Raw genomic sequence first — 21,566 nt, forward strand, 5'->3', positions numbered from 1 at the left:
CTATTTGTCAATTCATTTTAATCAGAAATTGCCAGAAGCTGCATTATGGCGGTCCATACAGCGGGCTTGACATATGGCTTTAAAAGAAAACGAAACTGCAGAAGACGGATGCGGATATTTCCGGCGGTGATCTTTTCCCCGTGGATGTACATGGAAGAGATGAGAAACTCGGTTCCGGTCCAGAACACATTGATGAAGGCGTCCCTTTCAACGCCCGACAGGGGCCGTTCCAGAAGGCCGGCATTGTTCATAAAATCAATTATTTTTGCCACATCCCTGAACCTGATATTTTTATTCTTCACATACCGCTCCCGGAGAACCTTATCGCGGGAAAGAAGAGCGGGCAGGTCCAGATAAAAAAACCGGTAATCATAAAAAAGAAGACACGATTTATCCACTATCTCAACGAGATCGGACAGTTCGGGAATGGAGGATTCTCTCTGCCATAATCGGTCAAAGGAAAGTACCCACCGGTCAAAGATGAAACGGATGATCTCCTCCTTATTTCTGAAGTGGTAATAGAGGTTACCGGGACTGATTGACAGTTCCTTTGCTATATGGTTCGTCGTTATATTCAGTGATCCATGCTCGTTAAAAAGAGCAAGCGAAGTCTTGATTATACGTTCTCTGGTATCCATTAAAAACCTTTGATTCGCTTAATATAACTTTTCCATCAGCCATGCCATATTCTGACCCAGGGTTCTCATCACCTGTACCCCCTCCTCGTCCTGTTCGACGTCGCCGATATTCCTGCCAACACCGCTGTTCCAGTAATTCGAGCCGGGAATGATCATTTCGGCGATAAGAAAAAAATAATTAAGGGAACTGAACACGTGATTTGCCCCGCTCCGCCGGACGGCCACAACGGACGCCCCGACCTTCCGCCGGTACAGATCGGTATTGGCGCGGCCCACCATGCCTGCCCGGTCGATGAGGGCCTTCATCTCCGTGGTGACATTGGAAAAATAGGTGGGTGATCCCAAAATGATCCCCTGGGCATCACGCATTTTATCAATGCATTCGTTGATTATATCATCATTGAATATGCAATGGCCGTCCTTTTTCTCAAAACATTTATAACAGGCCGCACAGCCCCTGATAAGTCTTCGGCCTATGTGGACCGTTTCACATTCGATTCCTTCTTTCTTCAGCTCATCAAATACAATATTGATGAGAATATTCGTGTTCCCTTCGGCACGCGGACTTCCGTTAAAAGCAACTACTTTCATCACAACCCCTTTTCTTTTTCGATATAACCGGAAATTACACGATCCAGGATGTCCAGTGGCATGCTCCCGTTCAGGAGGATAAGATCATGAAACTTCCTGATATCGAAACGGCTTCCCAGCTCCCTTTTCATTCTTTCCCGGTATTCCAGCAGTTTAATCATACCGATTTTATATGCACAGGCCTGTCCCGGCATGACAATATACCGTTCGATCTCGGCCGTTACATCCGTGACGGACATGCCGGTTTTTTCCAGCATGTAGGCTATGGCCCTCTCCCTGGTCCACTTTTTCCGGTGTATGCCCGTATCAACAACGAGTCTCACGGCCCGGAACATTTCGGCCTGGAGCCGGCCCAGGTTGCTGAAAGGATCATCCTGATATCCCTGCTCCCACGCGAGCCTTTCGGCATAGAGGGCCCAGCCCTCAACATAGGCGGTAAAGGGATACACCTTCCTGAACATGGGCACACCCTTTAAGTCCATGGCGATAGCCAGCTGCGTATGATGGCCCGGGACCGCTTCATGATAGGCCAGGGTACGCATGCCGAACCTGACCTGGTCCCCGGTATTTCTCAGGTTAACATAAAATATCCCGGGCCTGCCGCCGTCCATGGAAGGCGGATTGTAATATGCCGTCGGCGAAGTGGCCTCCTTGAAAACGGGGAGCCGTTTTACCTCGACCTTCCGGTCCGTACCCGTGGCAATAAAGCTTTTCACTCCCGCCTCCATCTCGCGCACAATGGCCTCGTAGTCCCGGAGAACCTGTTCTTTCCCCGGAGCTGTATCGGGGTACAAAAACCTTTTCTCTTTTGCGAGTCTGTTCATAAACACAGACACGGGAGCCCCGGTATATCCCTGCGATTGAAGTATTTCTCTCATTTCCGATTCTATGCGCTTCACTTCGGCCAGGCCCAGTTCGTGGACCGATTCAGGGGTCATATCAGTTGTTATGTGCCAGCGAAGAATCCAGGCGTAGTAAGCGTCCCCATCGGGCAGCTTCCAGACACCGTCATCGGTTCCGGTCTTCATCTTCAGATCCTTCATGTAGGCGATGAGTTTTCCGTATGCCGGGTATACCGTTGAAGATATATCCTGCAGGGCCTGCTTTTTTAATTTCTCCCTTTCTTCCCTGTCAATGGTCCTGCATGCATCAATCTTTGCAGCAAAGGAGGTATACAGTATATTTTCCGACGGCGGCGCGGCAATGAAACTTTCCATCTGGTTTATCACTTTAGTGACGACGAAACGCGGCGGTATGGCTTTCATCGCTTCACGCATACGCAGGGATTCCAGGACCTGGTCGAATTTAACACGGAAAGCCCGGAGACGCTGTATGTAGCGGTCGGCACTCTTCTTTCCGGTTATACGGTGCATGGATTCAAGAAAGGCCGGCACCTCGCTCTGGACGCCGAAAAGCTGATTGACGGGATAGGGTGTCGGGCAGTTGACATTGTTCAGGTGGTAAGGGAATCTTTCCGATTCAACCTGATCCCGCAGGTACCGGCTGAAAATATCATCGGTGAGCTGTTCCTGACGGGACAGGCCGGACCGGTCATATCCCTGTAAAAGCACGAGTCCCTTCTTCGCCATTTCACGGCTCTCTCTTTCATGGGCAGGCGATGAATCGGTGAGTTTCCCGCTGTGAAAATCCAGAAGGGTGTTGTCGATAAAACCCAGATAGGTGAGCATCTCCGGGTCCCCCATGAGACTCTGCAGCGTAATTCTCTCCACGGCATGATTGAAACTGCAGGGCCTGCCCAGAAAGAGTTTATACGTCCATATGCCGACAGCCAGAATTATGATCAGAGCCATGCCAATAAAATATTTTTTCACAGGAACCTCCCATATGAAATCCGTTTCTTTTTCATCGGCCCGCATCCGCATCGACCGAGTCCCGCTCCGGCATCAGCCAGCGTCCCGGACCGTATTCATCCTGCACAGCTCGCAGCCTGTCACGCATGCCGGCAAATTCCTGTTTTTTCATGAGGAGCCACTTCATATGTTCCATCAGGCCCTCGGGTGAAAACTCGCGGGGAAACCGGGAGAAAGAAATATCCTCTCCCTCCAGGGTTCCCTCGGCCTTGCACAGGGCACACTCCAGTTTCCCGTTTCTGACGCGAAAGAGGTCCGAATGACACCGGGGACATCTTCCCGGCTGCGGAGGCATTACAATTCCGTCGGCAAGAGGACGCGCGAGCCCTTCGATCCTGTCGGCAAACCCGTCACCCAGGACTGCCTCGCCGGGGTGTGTTCCGTGAAATATTCCCAGGCCCAAGACCCTGAAACCCAGGGCGCTCACCTGTGATATGAGGGCCGTATCGGCATAGCCGCGGTAGTCCTCCCTCCCCAACGTCAGGGCCGCAACAACGGGTATTTTTTTAAAGACGGCGTGATAGCGTCCGGCCTGGAGCGCCCGGTCAGCGGCCATCTTCAAAATTCCCACGGGGCCCAGGACATAATCGGGGACGGCGAAAATGAGGGCCCCTGCCCGGGCCATCTGTTCCAGTAGCCACTCCATATCATCTTTTATATTGCAGGACACGCCTGGAAGGAGGCACGCATAGCATCCCTTGCAGGGACGTATGTCCAGTGAAGCAAGGCGGATGAGTTCGAGATCGTCCTCGCGTCCCAGGCTCCGCGCCATGGCCCTGATCACCAGTTCACTGTTGCCCTTTTTCCTGTATGAGCCCGTAATGCCGAGCAGCGTCTTTCCTTTCGTTTCTTTTTCCATCATCCCCGTCCGCATATGGTTATATTTTCCGTCATCGGCTCCATGAATCCAGCCGCGCCCCGGCATCTTCACGAAACGCCGATCGTATCCTAATGACATGCAGCCGGTATGTCAAAACAAATACGGATTGATTGCTTCATTTCCGCTATAAAGACACAATCATAATCATGGTTTATTACAATGAATATTATTCACTCCGGTAATATTATGTTTGAAATTTTTCTGTACCGACGTATAATGAGGCCATAAAAAAAAGCAGTATTATTTACCGGACAAAGCTTGAATAATGTTCAGTAATAAGGACAACTGCAACACAAAAGGGGTAGTTTTATGAGCAGAAAGGATTATCAATCGGGGATGTTCTGTATCGATATCAACTGCGCACACCATAAGGCCCTGGAGGGTCTGAAAGACAATGCCTACATGGACCGGAAAAAAGAGCTCTGCGGGGGCTGCTACGCTTGGAAGTTTTTTGTCTGGCTCCAGGATCACAAATACCGCATGGTTCAGACCCTGCCGGAGATGCCCAACAGGGAACTGGTGGCGCGCATCAAGGGCATTGACCCGGTACGCGTTGAAGATCTCACCGACGATGAGATTCTCTGCCTGTAATCAGGCGGGCAGGGATTACTTTTTCCTGAGAACCATGACAGCGATGTCATCTCCGGCGCCGCTGTTCCGTATATGCCTGTTGAAATCGCGCATAATATCATCAAGTATCTCCCGCGCCGTATTGCCCGCCGTGTTCTTCAATGAATTTTTTATCCCGTCCATGCCGAACTCCTGTCCATCGGCATTCAGACCTTCCAGCAGGCCGTCGGTGAAGAGGAGCAGAATATCGCCCCGATTCACGTTGAAACGTATGGAATCATATACTGGCTTTGATCCTTTTATTCCCACGGGCATGCCCCGCAGGGCTCCGTCATTGGGCCGAACGCGCACAACCTTGCCCGACGATTCCTGCCTGACAAAGAGATCGGGATGCCCGGCATTGACGTACTCCACCGTTCCCCCGCTAAACCGGAGGACGATGCCGCAGAGATAATTATCCACATTTTCCAACTCATCCTCTATCTCCGCATTTACTTTTTCCAGGAGCGCTCCGAGTTTTTCATCTTCGAAGGCGGAGAAATTCCGCACCAGTATGGATTTCGAAAGGAGTGTGATAAGGCCCGAAGCGATGCCGTGTCCCGAAACATCGAAGAGTGACAGGCCGTGGAGCACATTATTCTTAATATAGAAGTCATAAAAGTCGCCCGATATTCCCGACATGGGAAGAAAGGCCAGGGCTATATCCCAGTCGGGAAGCAGCGGCGGCGTCTGCGGAAGCATGCTGGTCTGAACATTGACCGCCATGTCCATGTCTATTTTCGCTATGCGCTGCGCCTCTTCCATATTTTTATTCGTATGTATAAGCTGATCATTCACTGACTCCAGCTCTTCCATGGCGCTCTCCAGTTCCTCGGTGCGAGCCTTCACTTTATTCTCCAGGTCCCTGTTGAGTTCCGAAACCTCGTGATACAGGTCCAGGAATTCACCCTGAAGTACATAGGCCATGGACAGGACAATAAGCATGAAAGCATACTCGATCAGGTACACGAAGGGATAAAGTGCCATGCCCACCAGGATGTCGTTAACCGCTGCGGCGAAAAAAAGTCCCATGGCCACGAGAAGAGGCGTGGCATGGCGACGAAACCCGCCGGCATAATGCCTGACAATGACATAAATGATAAATACGAAACCGAGCAGGAGAGAAGCATATTCCACTACATAAATGAGGCCAGGATTGGCCTCGTAGTAGGTCACGCTTGTCAGGCTTCCCAGCTTCACATAGCGCTTGATGCTGTTTTCCGCCGACAGGGTCAGGTCATTGCGAACCACGAGTCCCAAGATGAAAAGAACACCGAACCATACCGTCGAGAAAATAAAAAGGGGCTTTTTCTCATACTTGGCATAATATCGTATAAACCATATTATGGAGATACTCATAAGGGCAATGCTGGCGAACTGCAGGCGTTGCCATACAATTCCCTCTTCCACGGAGCCGGCATTGTAGAGCATGAAACAGAAGATATCATACAGGGCCGTTGAAAAGCAGGTCAGGGCGAAGAACAGGTCTTCACGCCCGGTTTGTCTCCGCAGATAGAACAGGGAGTAGTATAATCCAACATAGAATGATACGGCCGTCATGCAGGCCACGGGCAGCGATACTATGTTCATGGAGCCCTTCCTTTAGAAAATCTTCCTTATCCCCATGGGCAGCCGCCCGGAGAAAATCCCCTGACGCATCAGGTGCGACAAGGGAACCGTTTCTCATCAGAACTATCAGAAATGAAGATAAACATCAAACCATTTTCCCGATAATCAGGAAATGACCTGTGGACTCTTATTGATACGACACTCCCATCATGGTGAATACCGTACGGTACAGATCCTCATAGACATGTACCTCATCAAGTTCACCGGCATCTTCGGCAGCGGTTTCCGTCAGGGAAATATCCCCGTCAAGAATCATTTTCTTATATTTTCCCTCCAGCAGTGATACAGGTTCCCACAGGGGCAGGTCCCCGCTGTTGGGATCGCCGTTGCGCATAAACTGCGACCAGTACTCCATCATGGTCCGGGACAGGGACTCCCGTTCAGCCTCCGTATTACTGCTCCAGGCGAAACGGAAAAGGCTTGTTGGAGACGTGTCAAAGACGCCGAAAAGAAAACTGATCTCCAGACCGTGACACGCACCGATGACAAAATCGATGGGTCCTGTCTCGTTATCCCAGTCAAACCGGTATGCATACACATCATCCTGGTACAGGGACATGGCAAAGGCCGGTACCTCAACGCCCATGATACTGAAGAGCCCGCTCCCCGCCAGGGACAGGGGCTCATACACGGGCAGCAGCGCGGGATACAGTATGTCACTGGCTTCCAATCCCGGATCATCGGGATCCATCGTTGCAATGAGCTCTGCCAGTTCCCGGTCCGTCAGCCTTGATATGAGCAGGGGCAAAAATATCTTCATCTCTTCGCGGTTGCAGCCCGCAATAAAGGGAACACGGTTATACCGGCCCGACTTCAGCCTGGCCAGGGCACCTTTCGGTATGACCACGCCGTCCTCATAAATCTGCCCGGGACCTCCCGTGGTAAGGCCCCCGGGTCCGACTGCCAGCATCCCGTAAAGATCCCCAGGACTTTTGGCCCGCAGGTAGGCGGCCAGCCAGACATTGCCCTTTTCCGCCATGAGTGCCTCCGCCGCCTCACGGGTTTCGGCAAGCCCGTCCTTCACCAGCAGGCTCACGATAAGAGCATCGGAGGCGCTCTCTCCCGAAGCAACTGTATTGGTCGAGATAAAACCGCTCTGCGATATGGCCCTGTGGAAGAGTCCCGCGGCCTTGGGTGAAATCAGCATGGAATAGACATTGGCACCGCCGGCCGACTCGCCGGCTATAGTAACATTTCCGGGATCACCGCCGAAGGCCGTGATATTATCCCGGACCCACTTCAATGCCATGATGATGTCAAGAGTTCCATAGTTGCCCGAATCATCGAGGGGATCTCCGGTTTCCAGGCAGGGGTGCCGGAACCATCCCATGAGCCCCAGGCGGTAGTTGATACTCACCACCACGGTGCCGGTCCTCGCAGCGAAATGTGCCCCGTTATAAATACTGATAGCCGCATTCCCCGTGGTATTGCCGCCTCCATGTATCCACACCAGCACAGGAAGCCCGTCCTGGCTTCCAGCGGGACGCCATATATTAAGCGACAGACAATCCTCGCTGCCCATGGGAACGCCGAATATGTCGGCATCGAGCATGAAGCCCAGAAGGCTTCCCACCTGGGGACACATGGCGCAGAATTCACGGGCTTCACGCACGCCTTCCCAGGAGCGCGGCGGCCTGGGAGCCTTCCAGCGGAGAGTGCCCGCGGGCGTTTCCGCGTAGGGAATGCCAAGCCATGCCAGGGTATTCTCCACATCGGTAAAGCCCTGCACTGCCCCGTACATGGTCTGCTTCACCAGGTCAGCATCGGTATCTACAGAACCGGAACCCATGGTAATCCGGTCACCGGTATTACAGGACTGTTCCGGGTTTTCCGTTGAATTGTCGCACCGGGGAAATATAATAACAGCAATGATGAAAAAAAGAGGAATAAGAGCGGTACATTCAATAAATCTTTTCATAAACCCTCCCGAAAAAGATTTTTCAATGCCTTATATTCCTGTCATCATAGGCTGAAATTACATCATTAGCAATCATTTTTCCGGCCAGCCGGAATTTATTTTTTCCTGATAAATAAAACGGCTCTGTCCACACAGGCGTGTCAGAGCCATTCAATGTTTATTCTTTACCGCTGATAGTATATTACTGAGCCATCTTTATTTCATCCCATACTTTACTGTATTTAACATTCTCCGCTCCCATATCCTTCAGTACATCGGATTTTTTTACAATGGATGCGGGAAGGTTTACCGCCGGATTCTTCAGAAAATCTTCAGGCATGAGCTTCTGTGCTGCCGTATTGGGTGCCAGGTAGTTTATGTACTCCATGTTTTTCGCACTCACAGCCGGGTCCAGCATGAAGTTAATGAAGGCGTAGGCAAGTTTGATATTCTGGGCGGTTTCCGGGATCACCATGTCATCACAGCTCAGCGAGGTGCCTTCCTCGGGAACGGCAAAGGCCAGTTTCTTGTTCTGGTCCATGAGCTGCAGGGCATCGCCATTATAGGTATGGATAAGATAAAATTCCCCGGCATCAAGACCGCGCTTTGCCTCGTCCACTTCAAACTTGGCGATATTTTTCTTCCACTTGATAACCGTATCCCCGGCTTTTGCCAGTTCTGTTTCGCTGTGAGTGTTATAACTGAACCCATTGTATTTCAGAGCGGCTCCCACGGTTTCCCGTACATCATTGAGAAGCGTCATGCGTCCCTTAAGGTCCTCCCTTTCAAACATGGACCATGATGCCTTGAAGTTTTTAACTTTATCTTTGTTATACGCGATACCGGCAAAGCTCATCATGTAAGGGACGCTGTATTGCATGTCTTTGTCAAGGGCGAGTTTGAGATATTCTTTATCCACATTTCTCAGGTTGTCGATTTTCCCGTGGTCCAGGGATTTCAGCATGTTCTGTTGATGCATCACGTTTATCATATAACTTGAGCAGATGTACAGATCATAGCCCACGGCACCGGCCTTAACCTTTGCATAGAGAGCCTCGTTGGAATCAAAAAAATCCATGATAACACGGCAATTGTTCGCCTTTTCAAACTGCGTAATCACTTCGGGATTCACGTAATCGGCCCAGTTGTATACATGCAGTTCCGTTTCCTTTTTCCCGCAGGATGTTCCCGCGAAAACAACCAGTGCAGCCAGCAGACACAGTACGATTCTTTTCATCATTATTTCTCCTCCAGAAGTTTTTTACTGATAATAATAATTATAAAGGTGAACGTTAAAAATATTCCCGTCAACGCGTTTATCACCATGGGAGACCCGTGTTTCATCATGCTGTATATGTAAAGCGGGAGCGTGGCCGCTCCCGGACCGGTAACAAAAAAGGTGATAACGAAATCATCGATTGAAAGGGTGAATGCTAAAAGGCCCCCGGCGAAGATACCCGGCGCCAGTATGGGTATCATAATCCTGCGCACGGCGGTAAACCACGACGCACCCAGGTCCATGGCGGCCTCCATCACGGAGTAGTTGAAATCCTGGAGGCGGCCCATGACCACCATGGCAACGTAGCTGATGCAGAAGGTCACATGGGCGAGATATATGGTGAACAGTCCCAGATGCACCTTCAGCGCGACAAAAAAGAGCAGGAGACTTATGCCGATAAGTATGTCGGGAACAACAAGGGGCATGTAGATGAATACGTTATTCACCGACTGCAGAAAAGTCCTGAAGCGGTACAGGGCAATGGCGGCCACAGTACCCAGGACCATGGAGGTGAATGTTGTAGAAAGGGCCACGATGAGGGAGTTGCTCAGGGCATGCCATACGTCCCTGTCATTGAAAAGCTTGCCGTACCACTTGAGAGTGAATCCGCCCCATTCGCCGCCGAAGCGCGACATATTGAAGGAATTAATTATAACGATCAACAGGGGAACATAAAGAAACACGATGATACCCATGACTATGTAGAAGGGAGTTCTGGACCTGTTCACATGAATCCTCCCCTCGTATCGGCCTCATCGTTCTTCCTGCCCCGGGTTGCCAGGCGTATTATGAGTGGCACCATGACGATGAGTATGAGAAGCGTGGAGATAACGCTGGCCTGGGGAAGGTTCCTGTCCACAAAGGTCCTCTGGGCGATCTTGTTCCCTATCATTTCGCCGCCGGGACCTCCAACGATATCGGGAATGACATAACTCCCCAGTGCCGGGATAAGGACCACCATTATTGCCGTTATAAGTCCCTGCTTAATGCCGGGAAGATAGACGCGGATAAAAGCCTGTATTCTTCCGGCGCCCAGGTCATAGGCCGCTTCCATGAGGGAAAAGTTAAATTTTTCCGCGGCCGCATAAATAGGGAGAAGTGCGAAAGGGAGATAGGTGTACACCAGGACCAGAAGCACCGCCTCGCTGCGGTAAAGAAGAAAAGTATTTTCTGATGCGAGATGAAAAAAAACAAGAACCTGTTTAAGCAGGCCTTCGGGATGCAGGACAACCTTCCAGGCGAAAATACGGATGAGAAAATTGCTCCAGAAGGGGACGATGATGAGCAGCAGAAGGATATCACGCCATTTCTTTTCCGCCCTGGCCAGATAATATGCCGATGGAACGGCAAGGACCAGGCAGATGACCGTGGTCAGGAGGCTCAGCCATATGGTTCTCCACATGATGACGGGATATGAGGGATTTGCCAGCTCGGAAAAATTCCGCAACGTCCACTCCCGGCCTATACCGCCGAAACTATCCCCTGCCTTGAAGGCGATAATGAATATGACGATGGTGGGAATAACAAAGAAAATGACGAGCCACACCATGGCGGGCATTGTGAGCAGCAGTTCCGCGAAACGTTTGTTTATGCGTTCCTTCATCTCCTATTCTTCACCGGGGGCCGAAGATTCGCTTTCCATGGCGTCAGCATCGGGAAGCGTCAGCAGCGATTCATCCTTGACGTTATACCTGTCCAGCATGTAACAGTTGTCGGCATGCCATGATATCCACACGTCATTGCCGTGTTCTATGATTTTCTGGTCGAGAAGGAAACGGTCATGGGACTTCCGTATCTGTATGAGGTACTCATTGGCCCTGACCCAGTACGTTGTGTGGGTTCCCAGGTAGATGATATCCTCGACAACGCCCCTGATCATGTTGATACGCCGGTGCTCCTCGGGCTTGTCCAGCGTTATGTTGAATTTTTCCGGGCGGATGCTGAGATAAACCTTGCTTCCCTCGTGAAAGTTCTTGTCATTGTAGACCATGATATCGGTAAATTCCTCGATGTGGAGATAGCTGTAGGAGCCGTCATTCTTGGTGATCTCGGTTTCAAAAAAATTCGTATCGCCGATAAAGGCCGCCACGAAACTATTGGAGGGAGCTTCATACACGGCGGCAGGGGTGCCGTGCTGTTCAATTTTACCCATATTCATTATGGCGATGTGATCGCTGATACTCATGGCCTCGCCCTGGTCATGCGTCACATAGAGAAAAGTGATGCCCACTTCGTCATGAATCCAGTCCAACTCGACGAGCATGCGCTGACGCAGCTTAAGGTCCAGGGCCGCCAGGGGTTCATCAAGCAGCAGCACCTGCGGCTTGTTGATGAGAGCCCGGGCTATTGCCACCCTCTGCATCTGACCGCCGCTCAGTTTCGTGGCCTTTTTATCGGCCTGGTCGGTCATCTGGATAAGATCGAGAAACTTGTCCACTTCACGGGATATCTGGTTTTTAGCGACTTTTGCCATCTGGAGCCCGAATGATATATTTTCACGGACCGTCATGTGGGGGAACAGGGCGTAGTTCTGAAATACCGTATTGACCTGGCGCTTGTTGGAACCCTGATCGGTGATTTCCTTTCCGTTGAGGATGACACGGCCGCTATCGGGGGTTTCAAATCCGGCACAGATGCGCAGGAGCGTTGTTTTACCGCAGCCGCTGGGACCCAGGATGGAAAATATCTCCCCCTTTCCGATGGAGAGCGATACATTATCCAGCACCTTCAAGTCTCCAAAACTTTTTGAGATCCCCTCAAAGATCAGGAATTCGTTCATGGGCGTCCCTCAGAAGCAGGTATAAATAAACGGTTACATTCAGAGAACCTGCATACGGCACGCCCCCTGACGGCAGCACGGTAGAGACAGAACAACTAACTGTAACAGATGCGCACGACAAGTCAAAAATGTTTTTTCCCATAAAAAAAACATACTATTTCCGGGGTATCATCGAGAAAACGGGAAGGCCTATACAGACTAGTAGTGTTCAAATTCCCGCTCTGCCGATGCACCTCCTCTAAAAAAAATATGTTCCGCTCTCACCGGGTTTTTGCCCTCAGGAATGCGGTCACCCTCTCGTACTCTTTTTTAATGTCGCACAGAAGGTCATCATAGTTCCTCTCCTCTTCGCTCCCGGCACTTGTCTCCATGTCAAGCATGAGCGCAGCCAGACCTTCGATACGAAGATTTGCCGCGGTTCCTTTCAGGCGATGAGCATTCCCGCACATGCCTTCAAAATCCCCCCGCTCCACGGAATTCTCCAGGGCTATTATGCACTCGCCGGCATTTTTAATAAAATTCTCCAGCAGCGTCTTCAGCGCCGGCATGGGAATTCCCAGTTCGCCGGCCACTTTCCTGAAATCATAATTCACCGGCTCTCCGGGTCTGACGCCGGCTTCATTTTCACCGGTCGTTCCGGAAGACTCCGTCACGGAATCTACGGGTTCCAGGTACCGTGACAGCATTTTCCTCAGTTCCGCGGCCTCCAGGGGTTTGGGCAGATAATCGTCCATACCCCGTGCAAGCAGGTATTCCCGGTCGCCCTTCATGGCCTTGGCAGTCAGGGCGATAATAGGCGTATGCTTCAGGTTTTTCTCGCGCTCATAATTGAGTATCATTTCCGTTGTTTCAATACCGTCCGATACGGGCATATTGACATCCATCAATATAAGGTCACAGCGGCTTTCCCGGAAAAGATCAAAGGCCTCCAGGCCATTTGTGGCCATAACGGTTTCAATGCCGTACTGCCCCAGCATGAGCTTCATGAGCATCCTGTTTACGGCATTGTCCTCGGCCACGAGAACCCGTGCACTGAAGGATCGGGGGCCTTCATCACCATCGGGTTCCAGCGAAACCGTTTTTAACAATTCAGGATGCAGCACATTTACCAGGGCATTATACAGCTTGGATCCATTCACCGGCAGCGTTATCACATGGGTGTCCCTGCCGGTAATATCCAGCACCTCGGGAAGCTCATCACCGTGGGCGGCCACGACAAGGGGAATGCCGCTTTTTTTCATCATTACCGACCGGAGCGCCTCGCGTTTTTTCGGCGAGTAGACGAAAAAAAGTATATCTATATCGCGCTCATATTCCTCTTCGAAATCGAGTACCACCGTCACCTGGCACTGGAGGGATTGCAGATAACGCATTACCAGTTCCTCCTGGAGAGAATCGGTAGTCTCATTAGTAAAGACAGCGGCCCTGGCCGTTATCGCACCTACTTTCAGAATCGCCCCGCCCATCTCAGGCGATTCAGCCTCCTCCAGGTTGAGGATGAATCTGAATGTGCTTCCCTCCCCTGCCTCGCTCTCCAGATCAATATCGCTCCCCATGAGGCGTACGAGGTTTAGGCTGATGGAAAGGCCAAGACCCGTACCTCCGTATTTCCGCGTTATTGACGTATCAAGCTGCTGGAAGGCTTCGAATATCTGCTTTTTCTTGTAGTCGGGAATTCCAATGCCCGTATCGGCCACGGAGAAGAGAATCCGGCAGGTGCCGGCATCCCCACCGATTTTTTCAACGGTGATTATGATGATACCCCGTTCCGGCGTGAACTTGACGGCATTACTCAGCAGGTTGCTGAGCACCTGCTTTATTCGAAGAGGATCACCCATGACCAGGCCAGGAAGCAGCGGATCTATGAAGGGAAGAAGTTCTATCTTCTTCTCTCCGGCCTTGACATGGAAGAGATCTATCACCGATTCAAATTCCCGCTTGGGATCGAAAGCAACGCTGTCGATTGCCAGTTTTCTGCTTTCAATCTTTGAAAAATCCAGGATGTCGTTTATGATGCCCAACAGGCTTCTGGCGCTGGTACTGACAATATTCAGATATTCCTTCTGCAGTACGTCCATGCCGGTCTGTTTCAGTATCTCGATGAATCCCAGTATGCTGTGAAGGGGCGTCCTGATTTCATGGCTCATATTAGCCAGGAACTCGCTCTTCGCCCTGTTGGCCGATTCAGCCTCGTCCCGAGCCTTCTTCATTTCATCTTCAACGGTTTTCCGGTCCGTGACATTACGCAGTATGACCAGGACCTCGGAAAGACCGCTGATTATGATACGCGCCTCATAATAACGGACCTCATCCCTGAGATACACGGGATATTCGTAGACCTGGATCTCTCTTGTCGCAAAGGCCTTGCCGATAACATTTATGATGTCGGGCATGATACTGTCGGGAAATACTTTTCTGATCTTGTCCCTGAGATAGTCGTCTATGTACATACCACGATCATCGAGCCTGAACATGAGGTCGGGTACGGCTTCCACGAGCGCCCTGTTCCTGCCCTCGCTCTTTTGCATTTCACTTTCCGTTTTTTTTCTTTCCGTGATGTCCTCAAGCACCGCCACATATCCCGAAATAGTTCCATCACGGCGGATAAAGGGCGACACTTCCATTTCCACTTCGATGATCCGGTTATCGGCCGTGATATTCCTGTATTCAAATACATGACTCCGATCATACTCCCATGTAAGCGCAAGCGTTGATTCCCAGAGGACTCTGTCATCAACATAAATAAAATCAGTCACAGCATGGTTATAAAGCGAATCCTCGTCACTGACTGCCTGGAGATCGAGAAAGGCCCTGTTAACCTGGATGATCCCGCCGATGAGATCGAGGAGCGCCACACCGTCGGCAATAGATTGAAAGATGGCCCGGAACTTTTCCTCGGACCGGACAAGCTCGCCGGTGACCTTTTGAAGATCGGTGAGATCCTCCCTGACGGAGACACAACTGGTGCCGTATCCGCGGGTCTTACGCAACAAGGCCTTCATGACCGCTTCCACGAGAACATCCTCGTCAAGACAGTCGTCGTAAAGAATATCGTCGGCTCCCATGGAAATCAGCTCTAAAGTTGCATCGCCGCTCCGGCGCGTGATCATGATGAGGGGGATATCGAAGCTGCCGGGATCGTCGATTCCCACAGCGGGGTAAAGTCCGGGACGCGATATAATGCACGATACACTTTCACCAGCTTTAAATAATCCTATTGCCGTGGCCGCATCATGGGCCTCCCTCATTATAAAGGACCGGATCCGGTTCCCCGTCAGAAGCTGCTTCCATATCGCCCGGTCTTCAACTGGGCCTATCAGTAGTATGATATACTGTTCCTGTTCCGTCATAATTGCATACTCTGTATGATATACTATACGCCTGAAACCCGCTATTATCAATAAAAAAATATATGCGCAGATGAAACAATTGTATTGCATTTTCATAAAAGTATGATACGTTTAATACAGGCAGTATAAAGGGATCAGTCATGACCGAGCATATACATACCATATCAGTGGACGATGATGAATCCAACCTCCTTCTCATTGAAGCCATGGCTAAAGAGATGGATCTTTCTATACACTCTTTCGCCGATCCCCTGGAATCTTTGCAGTACATGAAGGAGAATACTATAGACCTGGCCTTCATCGATTACCAGATGCCCGGCATGAACGGCATCGACCTCATCCGCCACATGCGGGACCTGCATCCCGAGGCCCCCATCATCATGATCACCAGCGTGAATACCGACAACAGCCTTCGTCTCAGGGCCATCGAAGCCGGCGCCACGGAGTTTCTCAACAAGCCCCTGAACATGCCCGAATTCAGGGCGCGCGTCAGCAACCTGGTGGATCTCCGCATGATGAACATGCTTCTGAAGGACAGGGCCATGCTCCTGAAGATAGAGGTAAGGAAGGCGACGGATAAAATAATAAGCCGCGAGCGCGAAACCCTGGAAATCCTGGGCCGCGTCGCCGACTACAATGACCTGGAAACGGGAAGCCATATCACCCGGGTTGCCCATTACGCAAATATCCTGGCCGTCTCAATCGGTGAAACGGAAGAATTCAGGGATGTCATATTCAATGCCTCGCCCCTTCACGACATAGGGAAGGTGGGCATACCGGACACGATTCTCCGCAAGGAAGGCCCTCTGTCGGAAGAAGAACAGGTCCTCATGCGGGCCCACCCTCTCATCGGTTACAACATACTGAAGTCGGCCGACAGCTCCTATCTCCGCAGCGGAGCCGTCATTTCCCTGCATCACCATGAACGCTTTGACGGAAGCGGGTATCCGGCCGGTTTGAAGGGTGTTGATATTTCCCTCATGGGACGTATAACCGCCATGTGCGACGTCTTCGATGCCCTCATGACAAAACGCCCCTACAAAAGCGCCTGGAGCCTCGAGCATGTCATTGAATATTTTGAGACCGGCAGGGCAACTCACTTCGATCCCATGCTGGTGGATCATTTCATTAAAAACATCGACGCCTTCGTGAACATATTCACCAGCTTCGGGGATTCAGAGCCCTGATTCATTATTGCAGGCTATCAATAAAAATCTCCAGGTCCCCGGGAGTAAGGAAAATCCGGTCAGTAACGATGAAATCACACCCGCCCACCAGGACCCCATAAAACTGACCGGCGATGACGAATGTTTTATCATGATTGAAATCCTTAATCAGCGTTTCCAGGACCCGTACATCGGCAGTATCGAAATCGGGAAGGGATCGGATATCCACTATGAAATAATCCATTTTGATCATATTCCTGAAAGAGGATCCCAGCGACCGGGCGGTCTCGGTCCTCATGGCGGCATCCTTCAGGCTCCCGCGCAGTACAAGGACGGTCTGTCCGCCGCTGCGGTGGATTACCATGTTTTCCCTGCGCCGCTTTTCCTTTGTATTTTCTTCCGCTCGGTTCATCTGCACCCTGGCGACCTCGAGTTTTTTCTTCAGGGTCGCCGCATTATATGGCTTCAGCATGTAATCCACGACATTGTACCTCATGGCCCTGATGACATCATCCTTATCCCTTTTGGCCGTGAGCATGATGATGGGGATTTCTCCCGTGATCTCATCGTCTTTCAGTTTTTTGATTACCTCAAATCCATTCATGGCGGGCATGGAAATATCGAGGATGATAAGGTCCGGATTACCTGTCTGGGCCAGTTCAATTCCCATGGCTCCCGATGAAGCGGTATAGGCCGTATAGCCCATGTTGACGAGCTGCATCTTGATGAGCTCGAGTTGTGTCTTATCATCGTCAATGGCCAGGATTGTTTTCATCGCCTCTCCATACTGCAGCACATGCATGAACCGGCCGGGACGTAAATATATAAACGGCATGATAGTGACCCGGCGTTGCACAGGGTGCATGTATCATACAGTATATTACATTCGTTACTATTTCAAATAATTTTTTTCATATGCAGTGTTATCTTACTTTTCCCCATGCCTTTTCCGTACGATAAGAAATAAAAAAGTCCCCGGAGGGACTTTCGATAATTGGCGGAAAGGGCGGATTTCATCCCGCCCTTGAGAAACCGTCTGTTACTGGTTTACAGCGGCATTATATCTTGCCAGCACTTCCGCTTCTTCGATGTAATCGTTCAAAATGATCACACCGTCTATTATCCCGTCCCAGGCATAGCTGCCATAGGTGCTGTTGTACTTCTCGGCCAGCTGCGAACCGATGGTGAGTCCGCCGCTCGTATCACGTACGCCGCCCGTAGTATTCTGACCGGCCGCATCGATCTCGCCATTAACATAGAGATTCATCTCCGTTTCATTCCAGGTTGCAATGATATGATACCATGTTCCGGGTATGATATCAAATGTACCATGTACGCCTATCCAGTTGCCGTCATCGCTATAGAGGAAAAACAACAGGCGCGCAGCCGATCCTTCATAATTATAGAGCTGAATACCATAGGCCTCGTCGGAATAGGTTTTGCTCTGTCCCTTGGAAACGATACCGGCATAGGGTACAATACTTTCAGCATTGATCAGCACTTCAATAGTCCCCTTGTCGCGCAGGGTCAGAGCATCACTGTCAGGAGCCAGCACATAGTTGAGTACCGATGGATCCCCGTCAAACTTCAGTGCCGAACTCCCTTCGGTTATACCTTCAACCACTGTAGCACCTACAATCTCATAATCTCCCGACTCGGGATCGAAATCACTCCACGATGCCACAAGCCGCGGATCGGGATTAACGGAAATGGTATAGGTGACAGTTGTTCCGTCCTCGGCAGTCACTACAAGCTGGTATCCGTCCTGGAGGTCCGTGGCCTCGGTAATGCCATCGGATTCAAGAAGGGCAACCCGGGCAGTTTCGGCAACATTCAGGCCTTCTATAAAGGAATCCAGTGTTGTTCCAAAGGGAATATCACTGATTATTGTACCATCAATACTTCCCAGAGAGGGAATCACTGATGTGTCACTGCTGAGAACCTGTTCTTCAGCGTCAGCGACAGTAAGGGATTTTCCTGATCCGGAGCATCCAATATAAAAAATTGTCAGCACACTGATCATTAAAGTTACTATTTTGTATTTCATAATGATTACCTCATTCTCTTTTCATTATCAATCTGTAATCAAATGTAATGAAATGGCCCATGAAGTCAAGCAAAAAAGCCCGCACAGGCGGGCTTTTTTGCATTAATTTATAGTATTATGTCGCATAATAGCAATTAATTTTAAATGTAAGCTTTAATTATCCGGGAAAATAAGGAATGAGCATAAAATGAAATTAATTCTTCTTATATTTAAACCTGAGATTATACAGGCATTGATAAGGGTTTTCAACATTGCCCAGATTACAAATCCACGAGGGGAGTTTACCTGCAGGATCACCTTTACTCGTATATATAACCCGCGTCTTGTTTTTATCAGCCTCGCTACTTTTAAGAATCCATGAGAATGTTACATTTGTCATACGTATGCAGTCTGTTTTCGGATAGCCGTCAATCCCGGTATTAGTACTTTCGTATATTCCTTTTTCCAGATCCACTTTATCCGACATTTGAATATACATATCCCGGTCTTCAGCAGGCCATGGCAGATCAATCTTCATATAAATAATTTTTGAATCGGGAGAAAGCTCTTTGACTATTTCGGCCTTCAGCAATCTGTACATCCATTTCTTATAGCGAGGCACATCCTTCAATATTTTTACCGCTTCGGGCAGGGGGATATCAATAGTCGTTTCAGCCTTAAACTCCTCAACGGCATAGCCATCCGCTTTCCTGGTTGCCACCTTAATCCCCTTTTCATTTTTTTTCACTTCCCATGCGGCATGGGGAGAAAGTGAAACAGGCAAAAATAATCCAGCCAATAATAGAAATAACAGATTTCTTTTAAAATTCATCTCTCCCCACCTGCTGCTTATACTCTGTAAACAATTATCGCCGTGGCAAGATCTCCCTTGCATGAACTTTAATGAGCTTTCTCCCGACAATGGAGACCATTTTTAAATAAAACCGCGACACATTTCCTGTTCACCGCCGATCGGACATACATGAAAACTGCCGGCCGTATCATCCGTATTTAATAATGATACCGGAGCCGCCCTTCGGATAGTTGAAATCAATGGCATCATGATTGCATACGGCATAACATGCCGCACACTCCAGGCAAAGTTCGCGATATTTTGGCGACAACCTGGTTTTATTGTTTTTCGGAACAGCCCAGAGATTTGCCATGCACACTGAATTACACATACCGCATCCATCGCATTTCTCTTCATTAAATTTTATAAACTCCCCAGTATCGACGTTTTTAGCCCTGTGCACATAATCCTGTATTACGAAACCATCCATAGTATTTCCTCCCTGATCAATTGGAAAGCCTGCCCTGAAGGGACACTTTATTTTTCCCGTATTGTTTCATAAATATTTTCTTGATGAGGCTCTGCGGCAGCACCTTTATCTTTGATGCAATTGAGGGAACAATCATATCGGCGATTTTTTCCATGTTCTCCCTGCTTATTCCTCTTCCCATGGGAGCGAGGTACTTACTTCCAAATTCTTTTATCTCCGGATCGGCGAGAACATCGAGTAAATATCCCAGGTGCTCATTGAAGGTGGTCATGTGATCGTCGCTCCAGTCAAAAACCAGGCTCGGCCCGTTAAAGGCCTGCAATTGTCCAAGCAGAACGACAATCTTTTTCATAAACTCGGGATTGAACGCACTGTTGCGCCAGAAATTGACGTACTCGTGGCCATACTCGAATTCCTTTCCTACGGGTGACTCCTTCCACATTTTTTCATAGACCGAAAGCGACTTTTCCGAAACATCTCCTTTGCCTATGGCATTGGCAGCCGTTTCGATGGCCAGCTGTGCAGTCCAGCAGGCATGCCAGACTCCTTCCCCCTCGAGAGGACAGGGGAACCCTCCGGCATCGCCTATGAGCAGTACACCGTTTCCATAGGTCTTGCTGCCAGGTTCAGGCATCCATGGAAGCAGGTGTATCTGAAATTCGCGTATCTTCGCGTCGATAGATCGGCACATGGACTGAAACAGGGGTATTTTCATAACCTGCTTCAAAAGATCTACGGGCTTTCCGTCCCAGACATCGAGCCACTGACCCGCGCCAAGATGGAATCCATCCCTGAAGTTTACCTGGTACGCGCCGCAGTACGGTCCAAACCATACCCATTCCGCGTTGCCGATAACATCATCCATTTTTGATTCATTACAGGAAAAATCAATCTGCGGGACCAGCGTAACCTCGTTTTTCTTCCACCGTTTCCGTATTCCCGATTTAATGGCGACAGCCGAATGGGCGCCGTCAGCCCCTATCACCACATCGGCCTTGATCCGTTCCCCGCTGTCGGTTATCACACCCTTGACCCTTCCGTCCTCCTGGATAAGATCCTTTATGAGCGTCGATGTGCGCAGCTCGGCGCCGGCGGAACAGGCCGTATCGGCGAGCAGTTTGTCAAGATCACTTCGGTATATGCTGGCACCAGTCCATCCCCGATTCTGTCCCTTGTACATGATCCTCTTCTCCGGGAGAGAATTTCTCCCCGTCTGGATGGTGGTGATATGCCGATCGTCAACATCGGTTATAATGAAGGAACAGCGATTGATCTCACGGTAGGACGGCAGCTGCGTGATCTTCTCCATCATTTCGGGAAAATCTCTCCACCACCGCTGCCCCAGCCCGCACCCTGAAGCATTCTTATTGCCGGGTACTTCCGCTCTTTCAAAAAATATCGTTTTCAATCCTTTCTCCGCGGCTGTTTTCGCGGCATATGATCCCCCCGGGCCCCCACCTACAATAGCAACATCAAATTTTTCCATTGTTTTTATCCCTACCTAATTTTTTGAACTGTTGCGTGCATCCTTACAGGATCAAAGAATGCTGTTTATTTCCCAATCATTT

General features: G+C 50.0%; 18 protein-coding genes. 2 read left to right on the forward strand and 16 right to left on the reverse strand.

The features are described 5' to 3' along the window. Window positions 1–17: 17 nt before the first annotated feature. Genes CVV44_05130 through CVV44_05145 form a run of 4 tightly spaced genes read right to left on the reverse strand, consistent with a single transcriptional unit; the run spans window position 18 to window position 4,058 of the window. On the reverse strand, window positions 18–638 hold the full coding sequence (locus CVV44_05130; GenBank protein ID PKL39605.1) for a hypothetical protein: 621 nt from the start codon (window positions 636–638) through the stop codon (window positions 18–20). Between the two features lie 18 nt (window positions 639–656). Further along, window positions 657–1,229 carry a flavodoxin family protein gene (locus tag CVV44_05135; protein ID PKL39606.1) on the reverse strand — a complete coding sequence of 191 codons (573 nt, stop codon included), beginning with the start codon at window positions 1,227–1,229 and terminating at the stop codon, window positions 657–659. Then, complete coding sequence (locus CVV44_05140) at window positions 1,229–3,112, reverse strand: DUF885 domain-containing protein (GenBank protein PKL39607.1); 1,884 nt, start codon at window positions 3,110–3,112, stop codon at window positions 1,229–1,231. Before CVV44_05140 ends, CVV44_05135 begins: the two co-directional genes overlap by 1 nt. Beyond that, a complete protein-coding gene (locus CVV44_05145) occupies window positions 3,093–4,058 on the reverse strand; it encodes a hypothetical protein (protein PKL39608.1) in 966 nt (321 codons plus the stop codon). The genes CVV44_05140 and CVV44_05145 overlap by 20 nt, the downstream gene beginning before the upstream one ends. Window positions 4,059–4,289: 231 nt before the next feature. Here CVV44_05145 and CVV44_05150 point away from each other — a divergent pair, with 231 nt between their 5' ends. After that, complete coding sequence (locus CVV44_05150) at window positions 4,290–4,571, forward strand: hypothetical protein (GenBank protein ID PKL39609.1); 282 nt, start codon at window positions 4,290–4,292, stop codon at window positions 4,569–4,571. Between the two features lie 15 nt (window positions 4,572–4,586). Here CVV44_05150 and CVV44_05155 read toward each other — a convergent pair whose 3' ends face one another. The 7 genes from CVV44_05155 to CVV44_05185 form a co-directional block, all read right to left on the reverse strand. Next, window positions 4,587–6,179 carry a hypothetical protein gene (locus CVV44_05155; protein PKL39610.1) on the reverse strand — a complete coding sequence of 531 codons (1,593 nt, stop codon included), beginning with the start codon at window positions 6,177–6,179 and terminating at the stop codon, window positions 4,587–4,589. A 166-nt stretch (window positions 6,180–6,345) separates the two neighbouring features. Further along, the gene (locus tag CVV44_05160; GenBank protein PKL39611.1) at window positions 6,346–8,136 is read right to left on the reverse strand and encodes a hypothetical protein; all 1,791 of its coding nucleotides are present in this window, start codon (window positions 8,134–8,136) and stop codon (window positions 6,346–6,348) included. Window positions 8,137–8,317: 181 nt separating this feature from the next. Beyond that, window positions 8,318–9,355 carry a spermidine/putrescine ABC transporter substrate-binding protein gene (locus CVV44_05165; protein ID PKL39612.1) on the reverse strand — a complete coding sequence of 346 codons (1,038 nt, stop codon included), beginning with the start codon at window positions 9,353–9,355 and terminating at the stop codon, window positions 8,318–8,320. Beyond that, window positions 9,355–10,089 (reverse strand): spermidine/putrescine ABC transporter permease, encoded by a 735-nt coding sequence (locus CVV44_05170; protein ID PKL40123.1) that lies wholly within the window; start codon window positions 10,087–10,089, stop codon window positions 9,355–9,357. The genes CVV44_05165 and CVV44_05170 overlap by 1 nt, the downstream gene beginning before the upstream one ends. Window positions 10,090–10,118: 29 nt before the next feature. After that, window positions 10,119–10,997: a spermidine/putrescine ABC transporter permease gene (locus tag CVV44_05175; protein PKL39613.1), complete on the reverse strand. Its 879-nt coding sequence runs from the start codon at window positions 10,995–10,997 to the stop codon at window positions 10,119–10,121. Between the two features lie 3 nt (window positions 10,998–11,000). After that, window positions 11,001–12,173 (reverse strand): spermidine/putrescine ABC transporter ATP-binding protein, encoded by a 1,173-nt coding sequence (locus tag CVV44_05180; GenBank protein PKL39614.1) that lies wholly within the window; start codon window positions 12,171–12,173, stop codon window positions 11,001–11,003. 260 nt (window positions 12,174–12,433) lie between these two features. Next, the gene (locus CVV44_05185; GenBank protein ID PKL39615.1) at window positions 12,434–15,619 is read right to left on the reverse strand and encodes a hypothetical protein; all 3,186 of its coding nucleotides are present in this window, start codon (window positions 15,617–15,619) and stop codon (window positions 12,434–12,436) included. A gap of 44 nt (window positions 15,620–15,663) precedes the next feature. Here CVV44_05185 and CVV44_05190 point away from each other — a divergent pair, with 44 nt between their 5' ends. Then, window positions 15,664–16,710, forward strand: coding sequence for a two-component system response regulator (locus tag CVV44_05190; protein PKL39616.1), 1,047 nt, complete (start codon window positions 15,664–15,666; stop codon window positions 16,708–16,710). A 4-nt stretch (window positions 16,711–16,714) separates the two neighbouring features. Here the strand turns inward: CVV44_05190 and CVV44_05195 are convergent, their stop codons facing one another. From CVV44_05195 to CVV44_05215, 5 genes are all read right to left on the reverse strand, one after another. Further along, entirely contained in the window at window positions 16,715–17,554 is an 840-nt protein-coding gene (locus CVV44_05195; protein ID PKL39617.1) for a hypothetical protein, read from the reverse strand. Between the two features lie 174 nt (window positions 17,555–17,728). Next, window positions 17,729–18,736 carry a hypothetical protein gene (locus CVV44_05200; GenBank protein ID PKL39618.1) on the reverse strand — a complete coding sequence of 336 codons (1,008 nt, stop codon included), beginning with the start codon at window positions 18,734–18,736 and terminating at the stop codon, window positions 17,729–17,731. Between the two features lie 193 nt (window positions 18,737–18,929). Further along, window positions 18,930–19,610, reverse strand: a complete 681-nt coding sequence (locus CVV44_05205) for a hypothetical protein (protein PKL39619.1) — start codon at window positions 19,608–19,610, stop codon at window positions 18,930–18,932. A 106-nt stretch (window positions 19,611–19,716) separates the two neighbouring features. Next, window positions 19,717–19,998 carry a ferredoxin family protein gene (locus CVV44_05210; protein PKL39620.1) on the reverse strand — a complete coding sequence of 94 codons (282 nt, stop codon included), beginning with the start codon at window positions 19,996–19,998 and terminating at the stop codon, window positions 19,717–19,719. Window positions 19,999–20,014: 16 nt separating this feature from the next. Next, window positions 20,015–21,484 carry a hypothetical protein gene (locus CVV44_05215; protein ID PKL39621.1) on the reverse strand — a complete coding sequence of 490 codons (1,470 nt, stop codon included), beginning with the start codon at window positions 21,482–21,484 and terminating at the stop codon, window positions 20,015–20,017. Window positions 21,485–21,566: the final 82 nt, after the last annotated feature.

The organism is Spirochaetae bacterium HGW-Spirochaetae-1 (genome assembly GCA_002839375.1).
Taxonomy (GTDB): domain Bacteria; phylum Spirochaetota; class UBA4802; order UBA4802; family UBA5550; genus PGXY01.